Source organism: Mesorhizobium sp. M0701 (assembly GCF_040320365.1).
Classification (GTDB): Bacteria; Pseudomonadota; Alphaproteobacteria; order Rhizobiales; family Rhizobiaceae; genus Mesorhizobium.
In genome coordinates, this window is sequence record NZ_JAMYPO010000011.1 from 81,985 (window position 1) to 104,777 (window position 22,793).

General features: G+C 63.3%; 19 protein-coding genes, 1 pseudogene and 1 riboswitch. Of the genes and pseudogenes, 13 read left to right on the top strand and 7 right to left on the bottom strand.

Annotated elements, in window-relative coordinates; translation table 11 throughout:
• The first annotated feature begins 152 nt into the window (after positions 1–152).
• The 4 genes from NKI24_RS13770 (at position 153) to serA (ending at position 5,102) form a co-directional block, all read left to right on the top strand.
• Positions 153–980: an outer membrane protein gene (locus tag NKI24_RS13770; protein WP_352745942.1), complete on the top strand. Its 828-nt coding sequence runs from the start codon at positions 153–155 to the stop codon at positions 978–980.
• A gap of 232 nt (positions 981–1,212) precedes the next feature.
• The gene (locus tag NKI24_RS13775) at positions 1,213–1,962 is read left to right on the top strand and encodes an outer membrane protein (protein ID WP_352450819.1); all 750 of its coding nucleotides are present in this window, start codon (positions 1,213–1,215) and stop codon (positions 1,960–1,962) included.
• A 182-nt stretch (positions 1,963–2,144) separates the two neighbouring features.
• Positions 2,145–3,320: a phosphoserine transaminase gene (locus tag NKI24_RS13780; protein WP_352450818.1), complete on the top strand. Its 1,176-nt coding sequence runs from the start codon at positions 2,145–2,147 to the stop codon at positions 3,318–3,320.
• Between the two features lie 183 nt (positions 3,321–3,503).
• Positions 3,504–5,102 carry a phosphoglycerate dehydrogenase gene (gene serA / locus NKI24_RS13785; RefSeq protein ID WP_352450817.1) on the top strand — a complete coding sequence of 533 codons (1,599 nt, stop codon included), beginning with the start codon at positions 3,504–3,506 and terminating at the stop codon, positions 5,100–5,102.
• A gap of 59 nt (positions 5,103–5,161) precedes the next feature.
• Here serA and NKI24_RS13790 read toward each other — a convergent pair whose 3' ends face one another.
• Positions 5,162–6,064, bottom strand: a complete 903-nt coding sequence (locus NKI24_RS13790) for a DMT family transporter (protein ID WP_352450816.1) — start codon at positions 6,062–6,064, stop codon at positions 5,162–5,164.
• Between the two features lie 321 nt (positions 6,065–6,385).
• Here NKI24_RS13790 and NKI24_RS13795 point away from each other — a divergent pair, with 321 nt between their 5' ends.
• Together NKI24_RS13795 and NKI24_RS13800 are read left to right on the top strand one after the other, a co-directional pair.
• Positions 6,386–7,684, top strand: a complete 1,299-nt coding sequence (locus NKI24_RS13795; RefSeq protein ID WP_352450815.1) for an adenylosuccinate synthase — start codon at positions 6,386–6,388, stop codon at positions 7,682–7,684.
• 72 nt (positions 7,685–7,756) lie between these two features.
• Positions 7,757–9,436, top strand: a complete 1,680-nt coding sequence (locus tag NKI24_RS13800) for a hypothetical protein (protein ID WP_352450814.1) — start codon at positions 7,757–7,759, stop codon at positions 9,434–9,436.
• 33 nt (positions 9,437–9,469) lie between these two features.
• Here the strand turns inward: NKI24_RS13800 and NKI24_RS13805 are convergent, their stop codons facing one another.
• The 4 genes from NKI24_RS13805 to NKI24_RS13820 all read right to left on the bottom strand — a co-directional run bounded on the left by NKI24_RS13805 (position 9,470) and on the right by NKI24_RS13820 (position 12,568).
• Entirely contained in the window at positions 9,470–9,769 is a 300-nt protein-coding gene (locus NKI24_RS13805; protein WP_352450813.1) for a CcdB family protein, read from the bottom strand.
• A complete protein-coding gene (locus NKI24_RS13810) occupies positions 9,769–10,011 on the bottom strand; it encodes a type II toxin-antitoxin system CcdA family antitoxin (RefSeq protein WP_254816484.1) in 243 nt (80 codons plus the stop codon). Before NKI24_RS13810 ends, NKI24_RS13805 begins: the two co-directional genes overlap by 1 nt.
• Before the next feature lie 76 nt (positions 10,012–10,087).
• Positions 10,088–11,908 (bottom strand): ABC-F family ATP-binding cassette domain-containing protein, encoded by a 1,821-nt coding sequence (locus NKI24_RS13815; RefSeq protein ID WP_352745949.1) that lies wholly within the window; start codon positions 11,906–11,908, stop codon positions 10,088–10,090.
• A 15-nt stretch (positions 11,909–11,923) separates the two neighbouring features.
• Positions 11,924–12,568 (bottom strand): thiamine diphosphokinase, encoded by a 645-nt coding sequence (locus NKI24_RS13820; RefSeq protein ID WP_352450811.1) that lies wholly within the window; start codon positions 12,566–12,568, stop codon positions 11,924–11,926.
• A 127-nt stretch (positions 12,569–12,695) separates the two neighbouring features.
• A riboswitch (TPP riboswitch) is annotated at positions 12,696–12,810 on the top strand.
• Between the two features lie 43 nt (positions 12,811–12,853).
• On the opposite strand from NKI24_RS13820, the gene thiB reads away from it, so the two are divergent.
• The 4 genes from thiB (at position 12,854) to NKI24_RS13840 (ending at position 18,250) form a co-directional block, all read left to right on the top strand.
• On the top strand, positions 12,854–13,867 hold the full coding sequence (gene thiB / locus NKI24_RS13825) for a thiamine ABC transporter substrate binding subunit (RefSeq protein WP_352745953.1): 1,014 nt from the start codon (positions 12,854–12,856) through the stop codon (positions 13,865–13,867).
• A 251-nt stretch (positions 13,868–14,118) separates the two neighbouring features.
• On the top strand, positions 14,119–15,738 hold the full coding sequence (thiP, locus tag NKI24_RS13830) for a thiamine/thiamine pyrophosphate ABC transporter permease (protein ID WP_352745956.1): 1,620 nt from the start codon (positions 14,119–14,121) through the stop codon (positions 15,736–15,738).
• Positions 15,735–16,526: a thiamine ABC transporter ATP-binding protein gene (thiQ, locus tag NKI24_RS13835; RefSeq protein WP_352471185.1), complete on the top strand. Its 792-nt coding sequence runs from the start codon at positions 15,735–15,737 to the stop codon at positions 16,524–16,526. Before thiP ends, thiQ begins: the two co-directional genes overlap by 4 nt.
• A gap of 254 nt (positions 16,527–16,780) precedes the next feature.
• Positions 16,781–18,250: a M48 family metalloprotease gene (locus NKI24_RS13840; RefSeq protein WP_023680559.1), complete on the top strand. Its 1,470-nt coding sequence runs from the start codon at positions 16,781–16,783 to the stop codon at positions 18,248–18,250.
• A 13-nt stretch (positions 18,251–18,263) separates the two neighbouring features.
• Here the strand turns inward: NKI24_RS13840 and NKI24_RS13845 are convergent, their stop codons facing one another.
• Entirely contained in the window at positions 18,264–19,121 is an 858-nt protein-coding gene (locus NKI24_RS13845) for an RNA polymerase factor sigma-32 (RefSeq protein WP_023680558.1), read from the bottom strand.
• Between the two features lie 325 nt (positions 19,122–19,446).
• On the opposite strand from NKI24_RS13845, the gene NKI24_RS13850 reads away from it, so the two are divergent.
• The 3 genes and pseudogenes from NKI24_RS13850 (at position 19,447) to NKI24_RS13860 (ending at position 21,789) form a co-directional block, all read left to right on the top strand.
• The gene (locus NKI24_RS13850; RefSeq protein ID WP_352452514.1) at positions 19,447–20,220 is read left to right on the top strand and encodes an amino acid ABC transporter substrate-binding protein; all 774 of its coding nucleotides are present in this window, start codon (positions 19,447–19,449) and stop codon (positions 20,218–20,220) included.
• Between the two features lie 122 nt (positions 20,221–20,342).
• Positions 20,343–21,022, top strand: a pseudogene (locus NKI24_RS13855) (ABC transporter permease subunit).
• Positions 21,019–21,789, top strand: a complete 771-nt coding sequence (locus NKI24_RS13860) for an amino acid ABC transporter ATP-binding protein (RefSeq protein ID WP_352683383.1) — start codon at positions 21,019–21,021, stop codon at positions 21,787–21,789. Before NKI24_RS13855 ends, NKI24_RS13860 begins: the two are co-directional and overlap by 4 nt.
• 77 nt (positions 21,790–21,866) lie before the next feature.
• Here NKI24_RS13860 and NKI24_RS13865 read toward each other — a convergent pair whose 3' ends face one another.
• The gene (locus NKI24_RS13865; protein ID WP_006327799.1) at positions 21,867–22,448 is read right to left on the bottom strand and encodes a CarD family transcriptional regulator; all 582 of its coding nucleotides are present in this window, start codon (positions 22,446–22,448) and stop codon (positions 21,867–21,869) included.
• Between the last annotated feature and the right edge of the window lie 345 nt (positions 22,449–22,793).

Sequence of the window (22,793 nt, forward strand, 5' to 3'; positions counted from 1 at the left end):
AGCAACGGCCGCCAGATTGCTCCACTTTTAGTGATTCGTGGTTAATCAATACGGTTAAACGCCTTTTAACCTTTCCGATTCATTATCCACAACTGAGGTCAATCACATTTCGGGCGCGTTCGCCGTTCGAGGGTTCTCAGGGGTGATAAAGCATGTTCAACACAGCAAGAATGGCTCTCCTGGCCGCGCTGTTTGCCGGCGCCGGGCCGGCATTCGCCGCCGATTTCGTCGAGCCGCCCGTCGTCGAGGAGGCGCCGCCACCGATCGCCTACGAGCAGCCGGCCGACTTTGGCGGCTGGTATATCCGTGGCGACATCGACTATCACTGGTCGAAGTTTCGCGGCGCCGACTATATCACCTACGGACCGCCTCCCGGAACCGGCACTTTTGACAGCGGCAAGCTGAAGAGTGCTTTCTCGGCCGGTGCCGGCGTTGGCTATCAAATCGACCGGCACTTCCGCACCGACTTGACCGCGGACTGGATGAGCAAATCCACCTTCCGCGGCTCGACCAGCGGCATCTGCCTTGATGGAGATCCGTGTACTTCGGTCGACACCTCGTCCTATACCGCGCTGCTGCTGCTCGCCAACGCCTATGTCGATATCGGCACATGGCACGGTATCACGCCCTATGTCGGCGCCGGCATCGGCGGCGCCTGGGTTAAGTGGGATACACTCCACAACAGCGATGAAGACGGTGAATTCTTCCACCGCGGCGGCAAGGGCTGGCGTTTTGCCTATGCTGCCATGGTTGGCGCATCCTACTGTTTGACCGATCGCGTCAAACTCGACGTCGGCTACCGCTACAGCCATATAAACGGTGGGAAGATGTTCGACTTCGGCAGCGGCGTCGGCCCCGGCTATGACAATGGCATCAATGTTCATGAGGTGCGCGGCGGCCTGCGCTACCAGTTCGGCAGATCGGACTGCGTTGAACCGGAACCTTATGTTCCGGAACCCGAGCCCGTCTACACCAAGTAGTCGCTTCGAAATCGAGGAATTCGTTGACCGCCCGGCTGATGCCGGGCGGTTTCGTTTGGCTGCCTAAACATGCTGCGGCGCTCTGTAACACCGTCCGGCTCGAGGAGCGAAGGCGGATCAAATCAATTGCTAACGCCTTGTTATCCTTAACCCGCACTTAACCACTATGGTTAACAATGCTGTCTGAAACGGCGCGCGATCGCGAATGCGCCAAGTTCGGGAGCCGAGGACCATGACATTCAAATCGCCTGTAGCACTGGCGCTTGCAGCAGTCGTCCTGGTGCCGCTGACGCCGGCGCTTGGCGCCGATTACGAACCGCCGGTCTATGTCGACCAGGCGCCCGACTATGTACCGGTCGAGGTTGGCTCGGGATGGTATCTGCGTGGCGATGTCTCCTATCTGGTGCAGAAGAGCTTCAAGGATGAGCATTTCGCCTTTACACCCGCGAGCTTCGACGAAAAGGAAGATCCCATCTTCGCCAGCATCGGCTTCGGCTACCATTTCAACGACTATTTGCGCGCCGATCTCAATGTCGGCTATCTTCCCGGCAACAAGATCGACGTCGGCTATAACGACGGAACGACCGTGGCATCGGCGACCCTGAAGAACTATGCCTTCTCAGGCATACTCAATGGCTATGTCGATCTTGGGACCTATGTCGGAATCACACCTTATCTCGGCGCTGGTGTCGGTATCCTGCAGAGCAAGCGTCGCCTCTCGGCGAGCTACTTCACCGACAACGCCGACCCCACCGACGATTTCGTCCTGCGTGACAACAAGACCCAATACTCCTTCGCCTACACGCTGAATGCCGGCCTTGCCTACCAAGTGTCCAAGAACGTCTCAGTCGATCTGGGCTATCAGTATTTTTCCGCGCCAGACGCCGAATATGTGACTGCCGAGAGTCTGACTTCTTTTCCGATCCGCAAAGGGATCAACAATCATCAAGTCAAAGTCGGACTACGCTACGATCTCTGGTAGGCTCGATCGAAGCCGAGGCGTTGACAATGGCGGGTCGCAGGCCCGCCGTTTGCGTTTCGCCCTCGGCAATATCCCGGCAGCGACAAAAACTTTCCCCTTGACGCCGAAAGCCTGAACGCATATCGCCATCCGTGGGCCACCCCTCCCCAACGAGGGGCCACTATCTGGAAGGATAGACCACGATGTCCACGCATACCAAGCCCGGATTCCGTCCGGCAAATCCCAATTTTTCCTCAGGTCCCTGTGCAAAACGCCCCGGCTGGTCGGTCGAGGCGCTCAAAAATGCCGCGCTCGGGCGCTCGCACCGTGCCAAGATCGGCAAGACCAAGCTCGAACAAGCGATCGAGCTGACGCGGGAAATCCTCCAGGTTCCGGCGGATTACCGCATCGGCATCGTGCCGGCCTCGGATACCGGCGCGGTCGAAATGGCGCTGTGGTCGCTGCTCGGCGAGCGCGGCGTCGACATGGTGGCCTGGGAGAGCTTCGGCTCCGGCTGGGTCACCGATGTGGTCAAGCAGCTGAGGCTCGCCGATGTGCGCAGGTTAGAGGCTGACTACGGCGCACTGCCCGACCTGACCAAAATCGACTTCGACCGCGACGTGGTCTTCACCTGGAACGGCACGACGTCGGGCGTGCGCGTGCCGAACGGCGACTTCATCCCGGCCACACGCAAGGGCCTGACCATCTGCGACGCTACTTCGGCGGCCTTTGCGCAACAGCTCGATTTTCAGAAACTCGACGTTGTCACCTTCTCCTGGCAGAAGGTGCTGGGCGGTGAGGGCGCGCACGGAATGCTGATCCTCAGCCCGCGCGCCGTGGAACGCCTGGAAAGCTACAAACCGGCCTGGCCGCTGCCGAAGATCTTCCGTCTCACCTCGGGGGGCAAGCTGATCGAAGGCATCTTCAAGGGCGAGACCATCAACACGCCGTCGATGCTGTGCGTCGAGGACTATCTCGACGCGCTGCGTTGGGCGAAGTCGATCGGCGGCCTTGACGCGCTGGTCACCAGAGCGGATGCCAATGCCGCCGTTCTCGATCGCTTTGTCGGAAAATCTTCCTGGCTCGGCCATCTTGCCGTAGACCCGGCGACGCGTTCGAACACATCGGTCTGCCTTTCCTTCACCGACCGGCAAGTCGCTGCACTCGACGCCGATGGACAGGCTGCGTTCGCCAAGGCAATTGTCTCGGTGCTCGACAAGGAAGGCGTCGCCTACGACATCGGCGCCTACCGCGATGCACCGCCCGGCCTGCGCATCTGGTGCGGCGCGACAGTCGAGACCTCCGATCTCGAAGCGCTGCTGCCCTGGCTCGACTGGGCCTTTGCGGCGCAAAAGGCGTCGCTCAAAGCGGCGGCCTGACTCCCTCCCCCTCGAGGGGAGGGTGGCCCGAAGGGCCAGGTGGGGTCGCCTCCACCCGCTCAACGATCCGCCATGCAGAAAGAAAAAGATTTGGCCGCATCCGGCCGCAACGACCCCACCCCGGCGCTTCGCGCCGACCCTCCCCTCAAGGGGGAGGGACGCCAATCGCAAAGGACCAAGCCAATGCCCCGCGTTCTCGTCTCAGACAAACTTTCCACCACCGCCGTGCAGATCTTCAGGGATCGCGGCATCGAGGTCGACTATTTGCCGGATCTCGGCAAGGACAAGGAAAAACTGCTCGAAGTGATCGGCCAGTATGATGGGCTGGCCATCCGCTCGGCGACAAAGGTCACGGAGAAGCTGATCAATGCCGCGACCAGGCTGAAGGTCGTGGGCCGCGCCGGCATCGGCGTCGACAATGTCGACATCCCGGCGGCGAGCCGCAAGGGCATCATCGTGATGAACACGCCCTTCGGCAATTCGATCACCACCGCCGAGCATGCCGTCGCCATGATCTTCGCGCTGGCCCGCCAGATACCGGAGGCCAACGCCTCGACCCACGCCGGCAAATGGGAAAAGAACCGCTTCATGGGTGTCGAGATCACCGGCAAGACGCTGGGCATCATCGGCTGCGGCAATATCGGTTCGATCGTCGCTACGCGCGGCGTCGGCCTGAAGATGCATGTCATCGCCTTCGATCCATTCCTGTCGGACAGCCGCGCCGAGGAGCTCGGCGTCGAAAAGGTCGAGCTCGACGAGCTGTTCGCCCGCGCCGACTTCATCACGCTGCACACGCCGCTTACCGACAAGACGCGCAACATCATCGACGCCGCGGCGATCGCGAAGATGAAGACCGGCGTGCGTATCATCAACTGCGCCCGTGGCGGGCTGATCGTCGAGGCCGACCTGATCGCGGCGCTGAAGAGCGGCAAGGTGGCCGGCGCCGGCATCGACGTGTTCGAGGTCGAACCGGCGGACAACAACGCACTGTTCGGCATGGAGAATGTCGTGGCGACGCCGCATCTCGGCGCGTCGACCACCGAAGCGCAGGAGAATGTCGCCCTGCATGTCGCCGAGCAGATGTCCGACTATTTGATCAAGGGCGCCGTTTCCAACGCCATCAACATGCCGTCGATCACCGCTGAAGAGGCGCCGCGGCTGAAACCTTTCGTCAAGCTTGCCGAAGTGCTCGGCGCCTTTGTCGGACAGGTCACCGAGGATCCGATCAAGGAGGTCGAGATACTGTTCGACGGCTCGACCGCGACGATGAACACGCGCGCGCTGATCAGTGCCACCCTTGCCGGGCTGATCCGGCCGCAGGTCTCCGACGTCAACATGGTGTCGGCGCCGATCATGGTGAAGGAGCGCGGCATTATCGTCGCCGAGGTCAAGCGTGACAAGTCGGGCGTGTTCGACGGCTATATCAAGCTGACGGTCAAGACCGAGCACAGGACGCGCTCGATCGCCGGCACCTGTTTTTCGGACGGCAAGCCGCGCTTCATCCAGATCAAGGGCATCAATCTCGACGCAGAGGTCGGCCAGCACATGCTCTACACGACCAATGCCGACGCGCCCGGCATCATCGGCCTGCTCGGCACGGTGTGCGGCGAGAACGGCGTCAACATCGCCAACTTCCAGCTCGGCCGCAACCGGCCGGGCGGCGATGCCATCGCATTGCTCTATCTCGATGCGCCGTTCCCGGAAAACGTGTTGGCGCAGGTGCGCTCGCACAAATCGATCGACTCCGCCAAGCGGCTGCATTTCGATGTGGGGATAGCCTGAAATTCGGCCGCCCCGTGTGCAGCAGCACGCGGGGCGGCGGAACGTCGCGGCAAGCGACTTCATTCAGCAGCGGATGCCGCCATCTTCCGTCCGCTGTATTCGGCGAGGCTGATGCCACCGAGCACCAGCGCGAGAGCCAGCGCCTGATAGAGCTGGAATGTCTCACCGACAATCAGCACCGATAGCAGCGTACCGAAGATCGGCACCAGATTGATGAACAGGCCGGCCCGGTTGGCGCCGATCAGCTCGTTGCCCCTGATATAGAAGATCTGCGAGATGACCGAAGCACCGATGGCGGTATAGAACGCGACCGCCCAGCCGCGGGCATCGGGGACGATGACCTTGCCGGCGGCAATCTCCCACAGGAAGAAAGGCAGCGATGTGACGAGTGCGGCAACCGACAGCGCCAGCATCAGGCTCTGCCAGCGGATGACCGGCTTCAGCCGCAACCCCACCGAATAGAAGGAGTAGCAAAGCACGGCGACCAGCATGATCGCGTCGCCAAAGTTGAGATCCAGCTTGAGAAGCTGGCGCAGGTCGCCATGGCTCGCCGTCACCGCGACGCCAATGATGGTCAGCACGACGCCAGCCATCTGCACCCGGTTCACCCGCAGACGAAACAGCACGAAATTGGCGATGATGATCACGATCGGTATCGCCGCCTGCTCGATCGAGACGTTGATGGCCGTCGTGTAGTTGAGCGCCGTGTAGAAGATCGCATTGAAAAAGGCGAAGCCGCAAGCGCCGAGCCCGCCAAGCAGCAACCAGTGCCTGCGCACCACCGGCCAGTCTTGGCGTAGCGTTCCCCAGCCGATCGGCAGCAGGATCAGAACCGCCAGCAGCCAACGCAGGAAGACCAGCGTCATCGGCGAGATATGACCGACCGCCAGCTTTCCCGCCACGGAGTTGCCGCCCCACAGCAAGGTGGTGCACAGCAGGAACAGATAGGCGGCTCGATGCATCGTGAACTCCCGGCCAGGCAGAGGGAATTTGACGGTCGGTGTGGGCCTATTGCGACCGCCAGCCCAAGTAAATGATGTCAAAGACGAAAATTGTTGTGCCTCGGAGCGTTTTGGGCGGCAAAGAGTGGTCGCGCTCGCCGGGTCTTGACGCTATAGAGCGACGTGCGTGCAATTGGACGCTACAAAGTACGCGTCGGAAGGCTTTAATCTCGCGTCGTGCTTTTCCGAAAATCGATTCCGATTTTGGGGGCCGATGCGATAGAGGCCTATCGTTTCGAATTGTTTCAAGCTGCTCGTGCGGCGTCTCAAGGGAAAAGAAATATGGCCAATGTGGTGGTCGTCGGCTCGCAATGGGGCGATGAGGGCAAAGGCAAGATCGTAGACTGGCTGTCGGAGCGCGCCGATGTTGTCGTGCGCTTCCAGGGCGGCCACAATGCCGGCCACACGCTGGTCGTCGACGGCAAGGTCTACAAGCTGTCGCTGCTGCCGTCCGGCGTGGTGCGGCAAGGCAAGCTTTCCATCATCGGCAATGGCGTCGTCTTCGATCCGCACGCTTTCGTCGCGGAGGTTGCGAAATTGAAGGCGCAGGGCATCGAGGTGACGCCAGACCGCCTGAAAATAGCCGAAAACACCGCGCTTATCCTGTCCTTGCACCGGGAGCTGGACGGATTTCGCGAGGACGCCGCTTCCAATTCCGGAACGAAGATCGGCACGACCCGTCGCGGCATCGGTCCCGCCTATGAAGACAAGGTGGGCCGGCGCGCGGTCAGGGTGATGGATTTGGCGGATTTGGAAACGCTGCCCTTGAAGGTCGACAGGCTGCTGACGCACCACAATGCGCTGCGGCGCGGGCTCGGCCATGCCGAGGTCACGCATGAGGCGATCATGAGCGAGCTGATCTCGGTGGCCGACGAGATCCTGCCCTATATGGACCGCGTCTGGAAAATCCTCGACGACAAGCGCCGCGCCGGCGAGCGCATCCTGTTCGAGGGCGCGCAAGGCACGTTGCTCGACATCGACCACGGCACCTATCCGTTCGTCACCTCGTCCAATACGGTTGCCGGTCAGGCCGCCGCCGGGTCGGGTGTCGGGCCGGGCGCCATCGGCTATGTGCTCGGCATCACCAAGGCCTATACGACGCGCGTCGGCGAAGGCCCGTTTCCAACCGAACAGAAGAACGAGATCGGCGAGTTCCTGGGCACGCGCGGCCATGAATTCGGCGTCGTCACCGGCCGCAAGCGGCGCTGCGGCTGGTTCGATGCCGTGCTGGTCCGCCAGGCCGTCGCCGTCAACGGCATCAAGGGCATTGCGCTGACCAAGCTCGATGTGCTCGATGGGCTGGACGAGATCAAGGTCTGTACCGGCTACCGACTCGACGGCGAGGCGATCGATTACCTGCCGGCCAGCCAGGGTGCGCAGGCCCGCGTCGAACCGGTCTACGAGACGCTGGAGGGGTGGAAAGGCACCACTGCCGGCGCGCGCAGCTGGAACGACCTGCCGGCCCAGGCGGTGAAGTACGTCCGCTACATCGAAGAGCTGATCGGCGCGCCGGTCGCACTCCTTTCCACCAGCCCTGAACGGGACGACACGATACTTGTGACCGATCCGTTTCAAGACTAGTTTCTCAGCCTTCCGGGCATTGCGGCTGATTTGCGGGGGCCGGCCCAGAAACAAATGCAGGTCGACTGACGTATGGTAGATTTTGTTCCTATTCTGAAAAAGGCGCTCGATAAACTCGGTGAGCCGTCGGCGGAAGTGCGCGCCAGGGTCTATGACAGGGCCCGTTCGTCAATCGCGAAACAACTGGCAGAGAAGGCCACGATGACGCCTTCCGATGTCGACCGGCAGATGCGTGCACTGGAAGACGCCATCGCCAAAGTCGAGCGGGACTATGCCAAGCCTGCGCCGCCACCCGACCCGCTGGCGGAACTGGAGGACATCTTCTCCTCCATCGACCGCAACAAGAACCAGTCCAGCCATATCCGACAGCCAGCAAAGACGGAGCCGGCATGGCAGCCGGCCAAGACCGAGCCGGCAAAGACCGGGCCAGCCTGGCAGCCCACGCCCGCCAAGCCGGCGCCGAACTGGCAAAAGCCGCAGCCCGTCGCTCTTTCTCAGGAGCGCGCTGGTCCGCCGCCGTCCGATATGGATCTTCCGACGGCTGACGGCCAAGACGGCGTTTTTCGGGGCGACGACTTTTCCAACGACGGCGGCCCCGCGGAGGACACGTTCCAGCGGCTCCATCCTGCCGAGCGCAGGCGCAGCTATGGCGGTCTGATCGCCGCCGCCATTGCCTTGCTTGTCATTGCCGGTGGTGGCTATGGCATTTGGCTGAACAAGGATGCGTTCGGCAGCATGCTCGGCCTCGACTCGACCAAAGCCGTCGCCACCGAACCGCTGGTAAAACCAGCCCCGGCCAAGCCGGAGGCCGATGCGGCCGTACCGGCCGCCGCGCCTCCGACGGAGGCCGGCGAGGGCGCGAAGTTCACGCAGCGCCTGACGCCCGAGGGCCACGAAGTCGATCCCGGCCCCGCGGCCGGGCAGGCGGGCATCGGCGAAGGCGAATCCGTCGCCGCACTGACCACGCCGCCATCGGCCGCACAGGCGCCGACCACCCCGGCACCCGCCGCGCCGGCACCGGCCGCACCCGCCGACAAGCAAGCCACGGCCAATGCTCCAGCAGTCGATGGGTCCGCTGCACCAACTCCCGCGACGCCGCCCGCCAACGGGGCAGCAGCGCCGGCCGATGCTGCAGCGGCCGCCCCGCCGCCCGCACCGGCAGCGGCACCAACGGCAGTTCCGCCGCAAGCCACGTTGGCCGTCGGCCAGAAGGCGATCTTCTACGAGGAGCGCACCAGCACCGCTCAAGGCTCGGCCGAGCCCGGCAACATCGTCTGGTCGCTAGTGCAGGAATCGCCCGGCGGCGACTTGCCGCCCGAGCCGGCGATCCGCGCCGAGGCGACCATTCCAGGCAAGGATATCCAGTTGCGCATGACGATCCGTCGCAACACCGACCAGACGCTGCCGGCCAGCCATATCATCGAGATGATCTTCCTGACGCCTGACGGCTTCGAGGGCGGCGGCGTCGACAACATCCTGCGTGTCGCCATGAAGGGCTCCGAGCAGGATGCCGGAAGCCCGCTGATCGGCATCCCGGCCAAGATCGCCGACGGTTTCTTCCTGGTTGCGCTCAACGATACCAAGGCGGATGAAGACGCCAATCTGACCTTGCTCAGAGGCCAGGACTGGATCGACGTGCCGGTCGTCTACAAGACCGGGCGGCGGGCGCTGCTCACCATGGAAAAGGGCATTCCAGGCGAGAAGGTGTTCGACGAGGCGCTGAAGGCCTGGCAGACTAAGACGGCGGGGTGAAGACGGTCCGCCACCCCGAAGCTCCCCAGCAGTTCAGAAGCCCTGGAACAGCATATCGAGCGCGGCCACGATCTCGTCGTGATGCCTCGTCAGATTCAGTCGGCTCTCGCCCAGTTCCGTCGCCGCAACCGTGGCGATCAAATGGGTGGCCATGACCAATTTCCGACCATTGATCTCGAAAATCGGGTGGAGCTTTCGCATTGGTGATGGCGCCATCGCAGCCGGCAGAAGCGGGACGACCACCCGGGTCTTGAAATGGTCTAGCAGATCGGCCTGGACGTCGAGGAGATAGCCGCCTTCGATGCTACCCGCGAAGACGTCGTAGCGCGCCATCAGAATTGCCGATGTTCTGCCAGCGGAATACCGTGTTTTTCGACATATTCGTTCCACGCATCTATCGTCGCGCGGTTCTCAAGCTTCCACAGCCGCGTCTTTTCGGCGGCCACGGCCTCGGCGATGCCGGCTTCAGCGGCGCGCGAGACATTCACATCGAGCCCCTTGGCTTCCTTCATGAGCTTTGAGTCGATCGACAGATTTGCCGGCTGGCGGACCGCATTCACAGCAATTTTGCGCATGATCACCTCCACAGTATGCGCATAACATATGCGCATTCCTCTCTAGTCGCAATGACAAGGTGCTTGAACTCGCGAATTACCCCTCCATCTCCTCGCGCAGCATTTCCAGTTCCAGCCATTCCTCCTCGAGCGCTGCCAGTGTGACGCGCTCCTTGTCGAGCGCGGCAATCGTCTTCTGGAACGAGGCCGGGTCACGCTCGTAATAGGCCGGATCGGCGATGTTGTTCTCCAGCCGCGAGATCGAGGCCGACACCGCCTCGATCTTCTTGGGCAGCGATTCCAGCGCGAATTTCTGCTTGAACGACAGTTTCTTGGCCGGGCCCTTCGGTGCGGCCGCTTCGTTCCTGCTTGCCGCCGTCGCTTCACCGGCTTCTGCTTTTGGCCGCGCCCTGCGGTCGTCCAGCCTGGTGCCGCCGCGCTGCGCCAGCATGTCGGAATAGCCGCCGGCATATTCGATCCAGCGGCCGTCACCATCCGGCGCGATAATGCTGGTCACGGTGCGGTCGAGGAAATCGCGATCGTGGCTGACCAGGATCACCGTGCCGGCAAAGCCGGCGACCAGTTCCTGCAGCAGCTCCAGCGTCTCCATGTCAAGATCGTTGGTCGGCTCGTCGAGCACAAGCAGGTTTGCCGGCCGCGCCAAAACGCGGGCGAGGATCAGCCGTGCCCGCTCGCCGCCTGAAAGCTCGCGCACCGGCGTGCGCGCCTGTTCCGGCTTGAACAGGAAGTCTTTCATGTAAGAGACGACGTGGCGCTGCTCGCCATTGATGACGAGGTTCTCGCCGCGCCCGTCGGTGAGATACTGCGCCAATGTCTCCTGCGGGTCGACGGCTTCGCGCTTCTGGTCGAGCGTGGCGATCTCCAGATTTGTGCCGAGCCGCACCGTGCCCGCGTCCGGCTTCAATTCGCCGGTCAGCATCTTCAACAGCGTCGTCTTGCCGGCGCCGTTCGGCCCGACCAGACCGACGCGATCGCCGCGCTGGATGCGGGTCGAGAATCCCTTGACCACGGTCAGATCGCCAAAGCTCTTCTCGATGTTCTTGGCTTCGATCACCAGCTTGCCGGATTCGGCGGCGTCGCTGGCTGTCATCGTCGCCGCACCCTCGGCGCCGCGATGACCACGAAAGCGCTGGCGCATGGTCTGCAACTCACCGAGCCGGCGCATGTTGCGCTTGCGCCGCGCTGTCACCCCATAGCGCAGCCAGTGCTCCTCGCGGACGATCTGGCGACCGAGCTTGTGCTGCTCGCGCTCTTCCTCCTCCAGCACCGTGTCGCGCCATTCCTCGAAATAGCCAAAGCCCTTGTCGAGACGGCGGGTCTGGCCGCGGTCGAGCCAGATTGTGGCGCGTGACACGCGCTCGAGAAAACGGCGGTCATGCGAGATGACGACCAGTGCCGAGGAGGTGCGGGCAAGCTCCTCCTCCAGCCATTCGATGACCGAAAGGTCAAGATGATTGGTCGGCTCATCGAGGAGGAGAATGTCGGGCTCCGGCGCCATGACGCGGGCGAGGGCGGCGCGCCGCGCCTCGCCGCCGGAGAGGTCGTTCGGCCGTTCCTCGCCGGATAGGCCGAGATGCTCCATCAGGTAGGTGGCGCGGTAGGGATCGTCGGCCGGCCCGAGCCCCGCCTCGACATAGGCGCGGACAGTCGCAAAGCCGTCCATGTCGGGCATTTGCGGCAAGTAGCGCACGGTCGCCGATGGCTGGCGGAAGACTTCGCCGTCCTGCGGTTCGATCAGCCCGGCGGCGATCTTGAGGAGCGTCGACTTGCCAGAGCCGTTGCGGCCGACCAGGGCGATCTTGTCGCCAACTGAGGCTGTCAGGGCGGCACCGTCTAGCAGCGGCGTGCCGCCAAAGGTCAGCTTTATCCCGTCGAGATTGAGAAGCGGCGGCGCCATGTCAGCTTTCTGGGCTCAGCTTTCCGGAAGAGGATAGGGATGCGCGAGCAGCAGCGCGCGGCCGCTGGCCAGCGCGATTTCCAACCGGCCCCTGACCTCGTTGGAAATGGTCAGCGACGAGCCGAACGCAACCTCGACATGGTCGAGCGGCCATTTGGCGCCGGTGACTGTCAGGCCGGCGAGATCCGAAAAGCCGAGCACCGAAAACAGCGTGCCGTCGGCATAGTCGAAGTCAGTCTTTCCCGGCAGCAAGGGAATGCCTTCCTGTGCGCCGCTGGTCAAAAGCACTTCCGTCCCGCCTTCCGCCAGCCGGACGCTCAGCGCCAGATGCAGGAAGATGTGGTCGGTACGTTTGCCGCCGAAGGCGCCTGCGAGCACAAGGCTGGTCGCACCACGTTCGAGTGCGGCGGCGATAGCGAGTTCACCGTCGGTCTTGTCTTTTTCGGCGGGAAACACCTGCCGTGGCACGGCGGCCAGATCCTCCGGCAACTCGGCAGGCACCGAATCGAAATCGCCGACCCAGAGTTCCGGCCTCAGGCCCAGCATGCGGGCATGGCCGATGCCGGCATCGGCGGCGATGACACGCGAGCCTTCGACCTGGCGGTCGAGCAGCGGCGTGCGGATGAGATCGCCGCCAAGCAGGATGGTGAATGTGCTCATATCTCGTGGCCCTTACCAGCCCTGCCCCGGAAACGGAAGATGAAACGGCAGACGAAACGGAAGGCTGGGCTTTGGATGCCCGGCAAACTTCCGCTTGCGCAGCACTTCCGCCGGGCCTATGTGTCGCAACGCTCTAACGGGGTGCCGGACGCGATTTTCGCGGACCGGCTGAGAGGCAAGACTGCCAACCCGCTGAACCTGATCCGGTTTGTACCGGCGGAGGGATTAGACGTTTCGGACAGCCCGACGCCTCAATTCCTTTCAACGCGAACGAAGGAGGCGCCGATGCGCAGTTTTTTCCACTCTCTTGTCTCAATTGTCCTGCTTGCGGCATCCGCGCTCGCCTTGCCAGGGCAGGCATCGGCACAGGATAGGCTGACGATCTATACCTATGAAAGCTTCACCGCCGATTGGGGTCCGGGACCGGCGGTGAAGAAGGCCTTCGAGGCCGAATGCAGTTGCGTCGTCGAATTCGTCTCGGTCGCCGACGGCGTGGCGCTGCTCAACCGTGTGAAGCTGGAAGGCGCCGCGACCAAGGCCGATATCGTACTTGGCCTCGATACCAATTTGACGGCGGATGCCAAGGCAACCGGCCTGTTTTCGCCGCATGGCGCAATATCGGGCGTCAGTGTGCCGGGCGGCTGGAGCGACGATATTTTTGTGCCGTTCGACTATGGCTATTTCGCCATCGTCTACGATACCGAAAAACTGAAGAGCCCGCCGAAGAGCCTCAGGGAATTGGTCGAGGGCGATGCCGGAGAGAAGATCGTCATCCAGGATCCGCGCACCTCGACGCCGGGCCTTGGCCTGCTGCTGTGGGTCAAGTCGGTCTATGGCGACAAGGCGCCGGAAGCCTGGGCCAAACTCAAGGCGAAGGTGCTGACGGTAACGCCGGGCTGGAGCGAGGCCTACGGCCTGTTCACCAAGGGCGAGGCGCCGATGGTGCTGTCCTACACCACCTCGCCGGCCTACCACATGGTCGCCGAAAACACCGAGCGCTACCAGGCGGCGTCCTTCGAGGAGGGCGAATATCTGCAGATCGAGGTTGCGGGGATCACCACCAAGGGTGCGAAGAACCCGCTGGCAGAAAAGTTCATTGCCTTCATGACCGGACCGAAATTCCAGGATGTCATTCCCGAAACCAACTGGATGTTCCCGGCCGGCAAAACCGACAAGCCGCTCAACCCGGCGTTCGACAAGCTGGTCAAGCCGACCAAGACCTTGCTGTTCAGCCCGGAAGACGTCGCGGCCAACCGCAAGGCCTGGGTCGATGAGTGGCTTGCGGCGATGAGCAAGTAGGGCTCAAGCCTCGTCGGATGTTTGCGCCAAGCCACCCCCCTCTGGCCTGCCGGCCATCTCCCCCTCAAGGGGGGAGGTCGGCAGCTTTGTCGCCTCTCCTCGTCCTGCCACTTGTGAGATTGGCGAAGGCGGCTGAGTGCGCAATCCCCCCCCTTGAGGGGGAGATGGCCGGCAGGCCAGAGGGGGGTGGGCTCGGCCATTGTCAGGTGTTTCCTTCGATCAACACCTGTCGTAGCGTCGGGTAGCGCGACATGCGTACGCGTCATCCGGCCGATCCCCGCGTCACTGCCGGCATCGTCGCGCTCGCCGCCATCGCGCTGCTGATCGGCGGTGCATTCGCCGGGCTCGTCGTCGAAGCCACACGCGACCTGTCCGGCGCCGCCGCCGCTTTCGATTCCTATCTCTTGCGCGTCGTCCGTTTCACGCTCTGGCAGGCTCTGCTGTCGACCCTGCTCTCCGTCGCACCGGCGCTGTTTGTCGCGCGTGCACTGTCGCGGCATCCACAGCTTTTCGGGCGAGGCTTCATCCTGCAGCTTTTCGCCGTGCCGCTGGCGCTGCCGGCCATTGTTGCCGCACTCGGTGTCTTGGCGCTCTATGGCCGCGCCGGCCATTTTGCCGGCACGCTGGGCGCGCTAGGCGGCCAGAGCTGGCCCGGCATCTATGGCCTGTCGGGCATACTCGTCGCCCATGTCTTCTTCAACCTGCCGCTAGCGACGCGGCTGTTCCTGGAGGCGTTGCAGACCGTGCCGGCCGACCAATGGCGGCTGGCGAGCCAGCTTGGCATGGGTGCTGCGCCGGCCTTCCGGCTGATCGAATGGCCACCGCTGCGTGCGGTCTTGCCCGGCGTTGCCGGGCTCGTTTTCATGCTGTGCATCACCTCCTTCACCATCGTGCTTACGCTCGGCGGCGGACCCAGCGCGACGACGCTCGAGGTTGCCATATACCAGGCGCTGCGTTTTGACTTCGACCCGGCGCGGGCGGTGACGCTGACCCTGCTGCAGATTGCCCTGACCTTCGTCGTTGTGCTGGCCTTGACGCGGCTCGGCGCCAATATGGTCGGGGATGCCAATCTGCCGGTGGCGCCGCGCCGGTATTTTTCAGCCGGTGCGGCCGAGACCGTGCTGAACGCATTGGCGATCGGGCTCGCACTGCTGTTTGTCGCCGGGCCGATGGCGGCCACGTTGGCAGCCGGGCTTGGCGCCGATCTCGGCCGCCTGGCCGGCGAGAGCGCGGTGCGGCAAGCGACGGCGACCAGTGCCGTGCTCTCCCTCCTATCGGCGCTGCTCTCTGTGGCGTTGTCGCTGTCGCTGGTTATGGCGCGCCGGGCGCTGGCGCTCACCCGGCGGCAGGGCCGGCGGACACTGCTCGAACATCTGGCCGACACCGGTGCGGGGTTCGTCCTGGTGGTGCCGCCCATCGTCATCGGCGCCGGCTGGTTCCTGCTCTTGCGCACCGTCGGCGATGTCTTTGCGATTGCCCCTGTCATGGTGGTTGCGGTCAATGCGGTGATGGCGATGCCGTTCGCCATCCGCGCCATCCGCCCTGCCTATGACGCGGCGAGCGAACGCCACGAACGGCTCTGCGCACAGCTTGGTATCTCGGGCTGGAACCGGTTGCGGCTGGTCGACTGGCCGTCGCTGCGGCGGCCGCTCGCCACCGGCTTCGCTTTCGCCATGGCGCTGTCGCTCGGCGATCTCGGCGTCATTGCGCTATTCGGCAGCGATTCCGTGCAGACCTTGCCCTATCTGCTGCTGGCGCGCATGGGCAGTTACCGCACCGAGGATGCGGCCGGCCTGGCGCTGCTGCTCGGCCTTGTCTGCCTGGCGCTGGTGCTGACCGCGGACTGGCTGGGAAGGAGGGAGAAATCATGATGCCGATCAGCCCGGAACGGTCCATTTCGGTGGAAAAAGGCGCGGCCGTACGACTCGATAATGTCTCGTTCAGCTATGGTGAAACGCCGCTTATATTCGATGTCGATTTCCCGGCGTCGGAAATCACCGCCATCATGGGGCCGAGCGGTTCGGGAAAGTCGACGTTGCTCAATCTGGTGGCCGGCTTCGAGACGCCGCGGTCAGGCCGCGTGCTGATCGGCGGCGCCGACGTCAGCACTGCGCCGCCATCAGCGCGGCCGGTATCGATGGTGTTCCAGGAAAACAACCTGTTTGCCCATCTTTCCGTCGAGCAGAATGTCGGGCTCGGCCGCTCGCCTTCGCTCAGGCTGAGCGAGGCTGACCGCGCCGCAATCGCCGCAGCGCTGAAGCGCGTCGGCCTTGCCGGCAAGGAAAGCCGGCTGCCGCGCGAACTCTCCGGCGGCGAGCGGCAGCGCGTCGCGCTCGCCCGGGTGCTGGTGCGCGACCGGCCGGTGCTGTTGCTCGACGAGCCGTTCGCTTCGCTCGGACCGGCACTGCGCGACGACATGCTCGACCTGGTGGCCGACGTCCATTCGGAGCAGCGCATGACGGTGCTATTCGTCACGCACCAGCCGGACGATGCGCGCCGTATCGGCCAAAACATGGTTTTCCTGGATGGTGGCACGGTTGCCGCGACGGGCACCGCGGCCGATTTTTTCGTCGGGGCTGGACCGGAGGCATTCCGACGCTATATCGGCTCGGGTCCGTTTGCGGCTGGATCACGAGATGTTGCCCGGAAGCGGACATAATTTATGGTCAAACCGGCGGAAGGCGAAGCGGCGCTTGCTTGCCATGGTCGAGGTAGTGTGGCTAGGTCCGCCAGGAGCTGGTCCGGCTTAGACCGTGATTTGCCCTTGCTGCCTCGTATCTGTCGGACGCACGAAGGACGCCGTAGCACTTGATTTCGCGCGTGATGCTTTCCGGAAATCGCGCCCGATTTTCGCGGTCACGTCCCAGGACTTGAAAGGAAGCCGATCTGCCGACCGGCATCGACAATCGGAGGGTGAAACCGCTGGCGCGCTTTCTGGCGCTGGCCGGTCTCGCCGTGGCGCTGGCAAGCTGCCAGATGTTCACGCCTCCCGACGTGCAGGAATCAGGCTTTCAGCCCTCAGACAAGCCGATCACGGTCGACAATGTCGCCGCCAACGGCAAGCTCGCTCAACTGGCGAAGGCGCAGCACCCGCGCATCCTCGCCACCTATGGCGGTGAGTATTCCGACCCCAAGCTCGAGCGCATGGTGGCCAAGATCGTCGGCAGACTGACCGTGGTGTCGGCCAACCCAACCCAGACCTACCGCATCACCATCCTCAACTCGCCCAACGTCAATGCCTTCGCGCTGCCGGGCGGCTATCTCTACATCACCCGCGGGCTGCTGGCGCTGGCCAACGATTCGGCCGAGCTTGCCGCCGTCATCGCGCATGAGATGGGCCACGTTACGGCCAACCACGGCCTGCAGCGCCAGCAGCTGGAAGCCGAGGAGGGGTTGGCGACCAAGGTCGTTTCGGATGTGCTCGGCGACAACCCGACGGCCAAGGCGGCGCTGATCCGCGGCAAGCTGAGGCTGGCCCAGTTCTCGCGCAATCAGGAGCTGGAGGCCGACGCCATCGGCATCAAGTCGATCGGCGAAGCCGGTTTCGATCCCTACGCCGCCGGCCGCTTCCTGCAGTCGATGTCGGCCTATACCGATTTTCGCTCGATCAGCGGCGCTACCGACGCCAGCCTCGACTTCCTGGCGACGCACCCCAACACGCCGCAGCGTATCGACCTCGCGCAGCGCCACGCCCGCCAGTTCGGCGCGCCCGGTGTCGGGTCGCGCGACCGCGATTCATTTCTTGCCGGCGTAGATGGGCTGCTTTACGGCGACACGCCGGAGGAAGGCTACGTGCGCGGCGAAACCTTCCTGCACCCCGGCCTCGGCGTGTCGTTCTCGGTGCCCAACGGTTTCGTCATCGACAATTCGGCGGCGGCGGTGACGGCGACCGGCCCGGGCGACATGGCGATCCGCTTCGACGGCGTTTCGATCGACAAGAACCGCTCGCTGACCGACTACATCCGCAGCGGTTGGGTTGCCGGCCTCGACGACAGCAGCGTGCGCCAGGAGACGATCAACGGCAACGAAGCGGCAACCGCGCATGCCGGCGCCGATGGCTGGCAATTCGACATTGCGGTGATCCGCGCCGGCGGCCAGGTCTACCGCTTGCTGACTGCTGCACCGTCGGCCAGCACCTCGCTGAGCACGGTGGCGCGCTCGGTCAGCGGCTCGTTCCGCATCCTGAGTGCTGCCGAGAAGGCGGCGTTGAAGCCGCTGCGTATCCGCATCGTCACGGTGCAGCCCGGCCAGACAATGGGCTCCCTGGCCGCACAGATGGTCGGCGTCGACCGCAAGCTGGATTTGTTCAGGGTGCTCAACGCGCTGTCGCCGGGTGCCGCGGTTTCGGCCGGCGACAAGGTCAAGATCGTCACCGACAAATAGCAGCCGACGCGATTCAGGCTGCGAGAAATTCCGGATTCTGCTTTACCAGCGCCGCCTTGAGCTTTTCCATGGCGCGCGCCTCGATCTGCCGGACACGTTCCTTGGAGATGCCGAGGGTCTCGCCGAGCGCTTCGAGCGTCGCGCCCTCGTCGCTCAGCCGGCGTTCCTCGATAATCCTGAGCTCGCGCGCATTGAGAGCGCCGAGTGCCGTCTTCAGCCACACCGAGCGGCGTTCGACGTCGATCGTATCGCCGACGACCTCATCGGGCAGCGGGTCATCCGAAACCAGGAACTCCATCCGCTCGGTTGCGCCCGCATCGTCGGCTAGCGGCGTGTTGAGCGAGCTGTCCGGCGCCGAAAGGCGGGAATCCATCATCGCCACATCGGCCTCCGATACCCCGAGAGCCGCCGACACTTCGCGGTAGAGCGTGGCATTCGACATCTGCTCGGCGCCGTTTGCCAGGCGGGCGCGCAGGCGCCGCAGGTTGAAGAATAGCGCCTTTTGCGCCGAGCTAGTGCCGCCGCGCACGATCGACCAGTTGCGCAGGATATAGTCCTGCATCGAGGCGCGAATCCACCAAGTCGCGTAGGTCGAGAACCGCACCTCGCGCTCGGGCTCGAAACGGGCCGCTGCCTCCAGCAGCCCGACATGGCCTTCCTGGATCAGGTCGCCCAGCGGAAGGCCGTAGTGGCGAAACCGCGACGCCATGGAAATGACCAACCGCATATGCGCGACGGTGATGCGGTGCAGCGCGTGCTGGTCATTGTTTTCCTTCCAGCGCAGCGCCAGGAGATGCTCTTCGTCACGTTCCAGATAAGGGGCTTTCATCGCCGCGCGAACCATGGTCCGTCCTGCACTGTCTTCCATCATGCCGCGCTCCTGCTCCAGGCGTTGCGGTGCAATCGAATCGTGAGTTGGCGCCGATGGTTGAAATGGCGGCGCCGCGCCCTACAACAGCGAAGAACGTGCCATGCGGGGGAATGTTCCCCCGGACTGTCATGTCGATTGTGCTGTTCCAGGCGATTCGCCACCGGCCTTGACTCAGCCGGATGGCGCCGGGAGATGCTGGTTGAGAATTGGATTTCAAGGGCGCGAGATTTTTGAAATTTAGTTTCTTATTCTGGCATCGCGCATCTGTCATTTTCCGGCACTCGCAATGACGCCGGACATCGGCCAAGGACGGGATCACAGAAAAATGAAATGGCTCAAATCGCTCATTATCGCCGGAACGCTGCAGGTTCTGGCCGTCGCCGCCAGTCATGCCGGCGCCAATCTCGACCAGATCAAGCAGGCCGGCGTCTTCAAGGTCGGCACGGAAGGAACCTATGCGCCCTTCACCTATCATGATGCTTCCGGCGCGCTGGTCGGCTTCGACGTCGAGATCGCGCGGGCCATCGCCGAGCGCCTCGGCGTCAAGGCCCAGTTCCTCGAAGGCAAATGGGACGGGCTGATCGCCGGTCTCGACGCCAACCGCTACGATGCCGTCATCAACGAGGTCGGCATCACCGAGGCGCGCAAGGCTAAATATGATTTCTCCGATCCTTACATCGCCTCCAAGGCAGTGCTGATCGTGCGCGGCGACAACACCGACATCAAGGGTTTCGCCGATCTCAAGGGCAAGAAGGCGGCGCAGTCGTTGACTTCGAACTTCGGCAAGCTGGCTGAAACCAACGGCGCCGAACTCGTCGGCACCGACGGCTTCGACCAGTCGATCCAGCTGCTTCTTACCGGCCGCGCCGACGCCACCATCAACGACAGCCTGTCCTTCCTCGACTTCAAGAAGCACAAGCCCGACGCCAATGTGAAGATTGCCGCCCAGGAAGAAAACGCCGACTATTCCGGCGTCATCGTGCGCAAGGGCGATCCGGAACTGGTGGCCGCCATCAATAAGGCGCTGGCCGACATCAAGGCCGACGGCACCTACAAGAAAATCGCCGACACCTATTTCGGCCAGGACGTTTCGAAGTAAAACGGCTTTCTCGTGTGGGCCGAATGCCGGCCCGCGTCGTTCGTATCGCGGCGAGCTGTCTTTCGACGGCCCGCCGCTTTCGCGTGATATGAGCGACGGCAATCTGGCAAGGAGGAGCCTTCGTGCCGCACTGGCTGCAATTGATGCTGGAATCCCTGCCTACGCTGCTGTGGGCTGCACTGATCTTCACCGTGCCGTTGACGCTGCTGTCGTTTGCATTCGGTCTTGTCCTAGGCCTGGTTGTAGCGCTTGTCCGGCTGTTCGGTCCCAAACCGCTGGTCGCCGTGGTCGCTTCTACGTCTGGATATTCCGCGGCACGCCGCTTCTCGTGCAACTGTTCCTTATCTTCTACGGCCTGCCATCGGTCGGCATCCTGCTCGACGCCTTTCCAGCAGCACTGATCGGCTTCACCTTGAACATCGGTGCTTATTCGTCGGAAATCATCCGCGCCGTCATCGGTTCGGTGCCCAAGGGCCAGTGGGAAGCGGCCTATTCGATCGGCATGACCTGGGCCCAGGCAATGCGGCGCACCATTCTTCCACAGGCGGGCCGCGTCGCCGTGCCGCCGCTGTCCAACACCTTCATCTCGCTGGTCAAGGACACTTCGCTCGCCGCCGCCATCACTGTGCCGGAGATGTTCCAGGCAGCGCAGCGCATCGTCGCCACCACCTATGAGCCGCTGATCCTCTATGTCGAGGCAGCGGCCCTCTATCTGGTCATGAGCTCCGTGCTGTCGGCCTTGCAGGCGCGGCTGGAAACGCGGCTCAACCGTTATGGCGGCTTCCTGGAGGCGCGCGCATGATCGGCCTCACCAACATCGAAAAGCGTTTCGGCGACAATTTGGTGCTGAAGGGCGTCACCGTCACGATCGAGGAAGGCAGCGTTACGGCGCTTGTCGGACCGTCGGGCGGAGGGAAGAGCACGCTTTTGCGCTGCATCAACCTGCTCGAGCTCCCGACTTCAGGCACGGTACGGATCGGCGACGATGCACTCGAATTCCGCCCCGGCGGCAGGATCTCGACCAGGGATATCCAGCGGCTGCGGCTGCAGACCGGCATGGTGTTCCAGAATTTCCAGCTGTTTCCGCATCGCACCGCGATCGAGAACATCATGGAGGGGCTGGTGACGGTGCTGAAATGGCCCAAGGAGAGGGCGCGCGAACGGGCGCTGGCCCTGCTCGAAAAGGTCGGCATGGCGCACAAGGCCGATGCCTGGCCGGCGACGCTGTCAGGTGGCCAGCAGCAGCGCGTGGCGATTGCCCGGGCGCTGGCGCCTTCGCCGAAAGTCCTGCTCTGCGACGAGCCGACCTCTGCACTCGATCCGGAACTGGCGCAGGAGGTGGTCGACGTGCTCGGCAAGCTCGCCAGCGAGGGCACGACCATGGTGATGGCGACGCATGATCTGCGGCTCGCCTCGAAGATCGCGCGGGAAGTGGTGTTCCTCGATGCCGGCAACATCGTCGAACAAGGCCCGGCCGCGGTGCTGTTCAGCAACCCGGAGCGCCAGCGGACCAAGCGGTTCATCGCCACGCTGAAGCACGAGGCGGAAAGGGAGGGCGGCGAAGGTTAGATATGCCCGTCGCCGGTCAGCCAAAACAAAAAACCCGGCGCGAGGCCGGGTTTTTCTGGATTCGAAAGCAAAAAAACTCAGGCGGCTTCTTCCTGCTCGGCTTCCTCGTTGTCGGCCTTAGCGCCGCGCTTCGGGCCCTTGTTGAGGTTCACCTCGATGAGGCGGACCGCTTCGGTCTCCGACATGCGGTTGACGGCCGCGATCTCGCGGGCCATGCGGTCGAGGGCCGCCTCGTAGAGCTGGCGCTCGGAATAGGACTGCTCCGGCTGGTTATCGGCGCGGTAAAGGTCGCGCACCACTTCCGAGATCGAGATCAGATCGCCGGAGTTGATCTTGGCGTCATATTCCTGGGCACGGCGTGACCACATGGTGCGCTTGACGCGGGCGCGGCCCTGCACGACCTTCAGCGCGCGCTCGACATAATCCTCTTCCGACAGCTTGCGCATGCCGATCGAGGTCGCCTTGGCGACCGGCACCTTGAGGCGCATCTTGTCCTTCTGGAAGTCGATGACGAACAGCTCCAGCTTGTGGCCCGCGACTTCCTGCTCATCAATCGAGACGATCTGGCCGACACCATGCGCCGGATAAACGATGTATTCGCCGGTCTTGAAACCGTGGCGCGCTGCGGTGGACTTCTTCTGCGGGGTGATCGTTGCCATTACGCCCTGAACTCCTTGTTGTGGTACCGGCATCGTGCCGGCCCGAACTCGTGCGACCGGGGTGACCGGTCCTTAGCCACACAACGATGAACTCACCGGAAAGGCCAGGACCGGCAAATCGCAACATTGCGACCGCCTGCCCCAGATCGCTCTGGTCCGGATTGAGAAATTCACCTTTCAGTGATTTGGGGCGTTTGCGCCATAAATCGACGTTGTGTCACCGGCATGTTTGGCTCATATAACACAAAAAGTCGGAAGAATCAAGGTTTTGCTGCACGCGCGAAGGCCGCGCGCCGTCGCCGCCTGTCAAGGCGGTTAATGTATCACGGCTGTTACGCGGCGTCA

What these genes read in the sequence shown, in the direction of transcription:
- NKI24_RS13860 (WP_352683383.1), top strand. Translation starts at nt 21,019, where the DNA reads ATGATCGGCCTCACCAACATCGAAAAGCGTTTCGGCGACAATTTGGTG.
- thiP (WP_352745956.1), top strand. Translation starts at nt 14,119, where the DNA reads ATGCGTACGCGTCATCCGGCCGATCCCCGCGTCACTGCCGGCATCGTC.
- serA (WP_352450817.1), top strand. Translation starts at nt 3,504, where the DNA reads ATGCCCCGCGTTCTCGTCTCAGACAAACTTTCCACCACCGCCGTGCAG.
- NKI24_RS13780 (WP_352450818.1), top strand. Translation starts at nt 2,145, where the DNA reads ATGTCCACGCATACCAAGCCCGGATTCCGTCCGGCAAATCCCAATTTT.
- NKI24_RS13790 (WP_352450816.1), bottom strand. Translation starts at nt 6,064, where the DNA reads ATGCATCGAGCCGCCTATCTGTTCCTGCTGTGCACCACCTTGCTGTGG.
- NKI24_RS13770 (WP_352745942.1), top strand. Translation starts at nt 153, where the DNA reads ATGTTCAACACAGCAAGAATGGCTCTCCTGGCCGCGCTGTTTGCCGGC.
- NKI24_RS13865 (WP_006327799.1), bottom strand. Translation starts at nt 22,448, where the DNA reads ATGGCAACGATCACCCCGCAGAAGAAGTCCACCGCAGCGCGCCACGGT.
- NKI24_RS13810 (WP_254816484.1), bottom strand. Translation starts at nt 10,011, where the DNA reads ATGCGCAAAATTGCTGTGAATGCGGTCCGCCAGCCGGCAAATCTGTCG.
- NKI24_RS13795 (WP_352450815.1), top strand. Translation starts at nt 6,386, where the DNA reads ATGGCCAATGTGGTGGTCGTCGGCTCGCAATGGGGCGATGAGGGCAAA.
- NKI24_RS13805 (WP_352450813.1), bottom strand. Translation starts at nt 9,769, where the DNA reads ATGGCGCGCTACGACGTCTTCGCGGGTAGCATCGAAGGCGGCTATCTC.
- NKI24_RS13820 (WP_352450811.1), bottom strand. Translation starts at nt 12,568, where the DNA reads ATGAGCACATTCACCATCCTGCTTGGCGGCGATCTCATCCGCACGCCG.
- NKI24_RS13800 (WP_352450814.1), top strand. Translation starts at nt 7,757, where the DNA reads ATGGTAGATTTTGTTCCTATTCTGAAAAAGGCGCTCGATAAACTCGGT.
- thiQ (WP_352471185.1), top strand. Translation starts at nt 15,735, where the DNA reads ATGATGCCGATCAGCCCGGAACGGTCCATTTCGGTGGAAAAAGGCGCG.
- NKI24_RS13775 (WP_352450819.1), top strand. Translation starts at nt 1,213, where the DNA reads ATGACATTCAAATCGCCTGTAGCACTGGCGCTTGCAGCAGTCGTCCTG.
- NKI24_RS13845 (WP_023680558.1), bottom strand. Translation starts at nt 19,121, where the DNA reads ATGATGGAAGACAGTGCAGGACGGACCATGGTTCGCGCGGCGATGAAA.
- thiB (WP_352745953.1), top strand. Translation starts at nt 12,854, where the DNA reads ATGCGCAGTTTTTTCCACTCTCTTGTCTCAATTGTCCTGCTTGCGGCA.
- NKI24_RS13815 (WP_352745949.1), bottom strand. Translation starts at nt 11,908, where the DNA reads ATGGCGCCGCCGCTTCTCAATCTCGACGGGATAAAGCTGACCTTTGGC.
- NKI24_RS13850 (WP_352452514.1), top strand. Translation starts at nt 19,447, where the DNA reads ATGAAATGGCTCAAATCGCTCATTATCGCCGGAACGCTGCAGGTTCTG.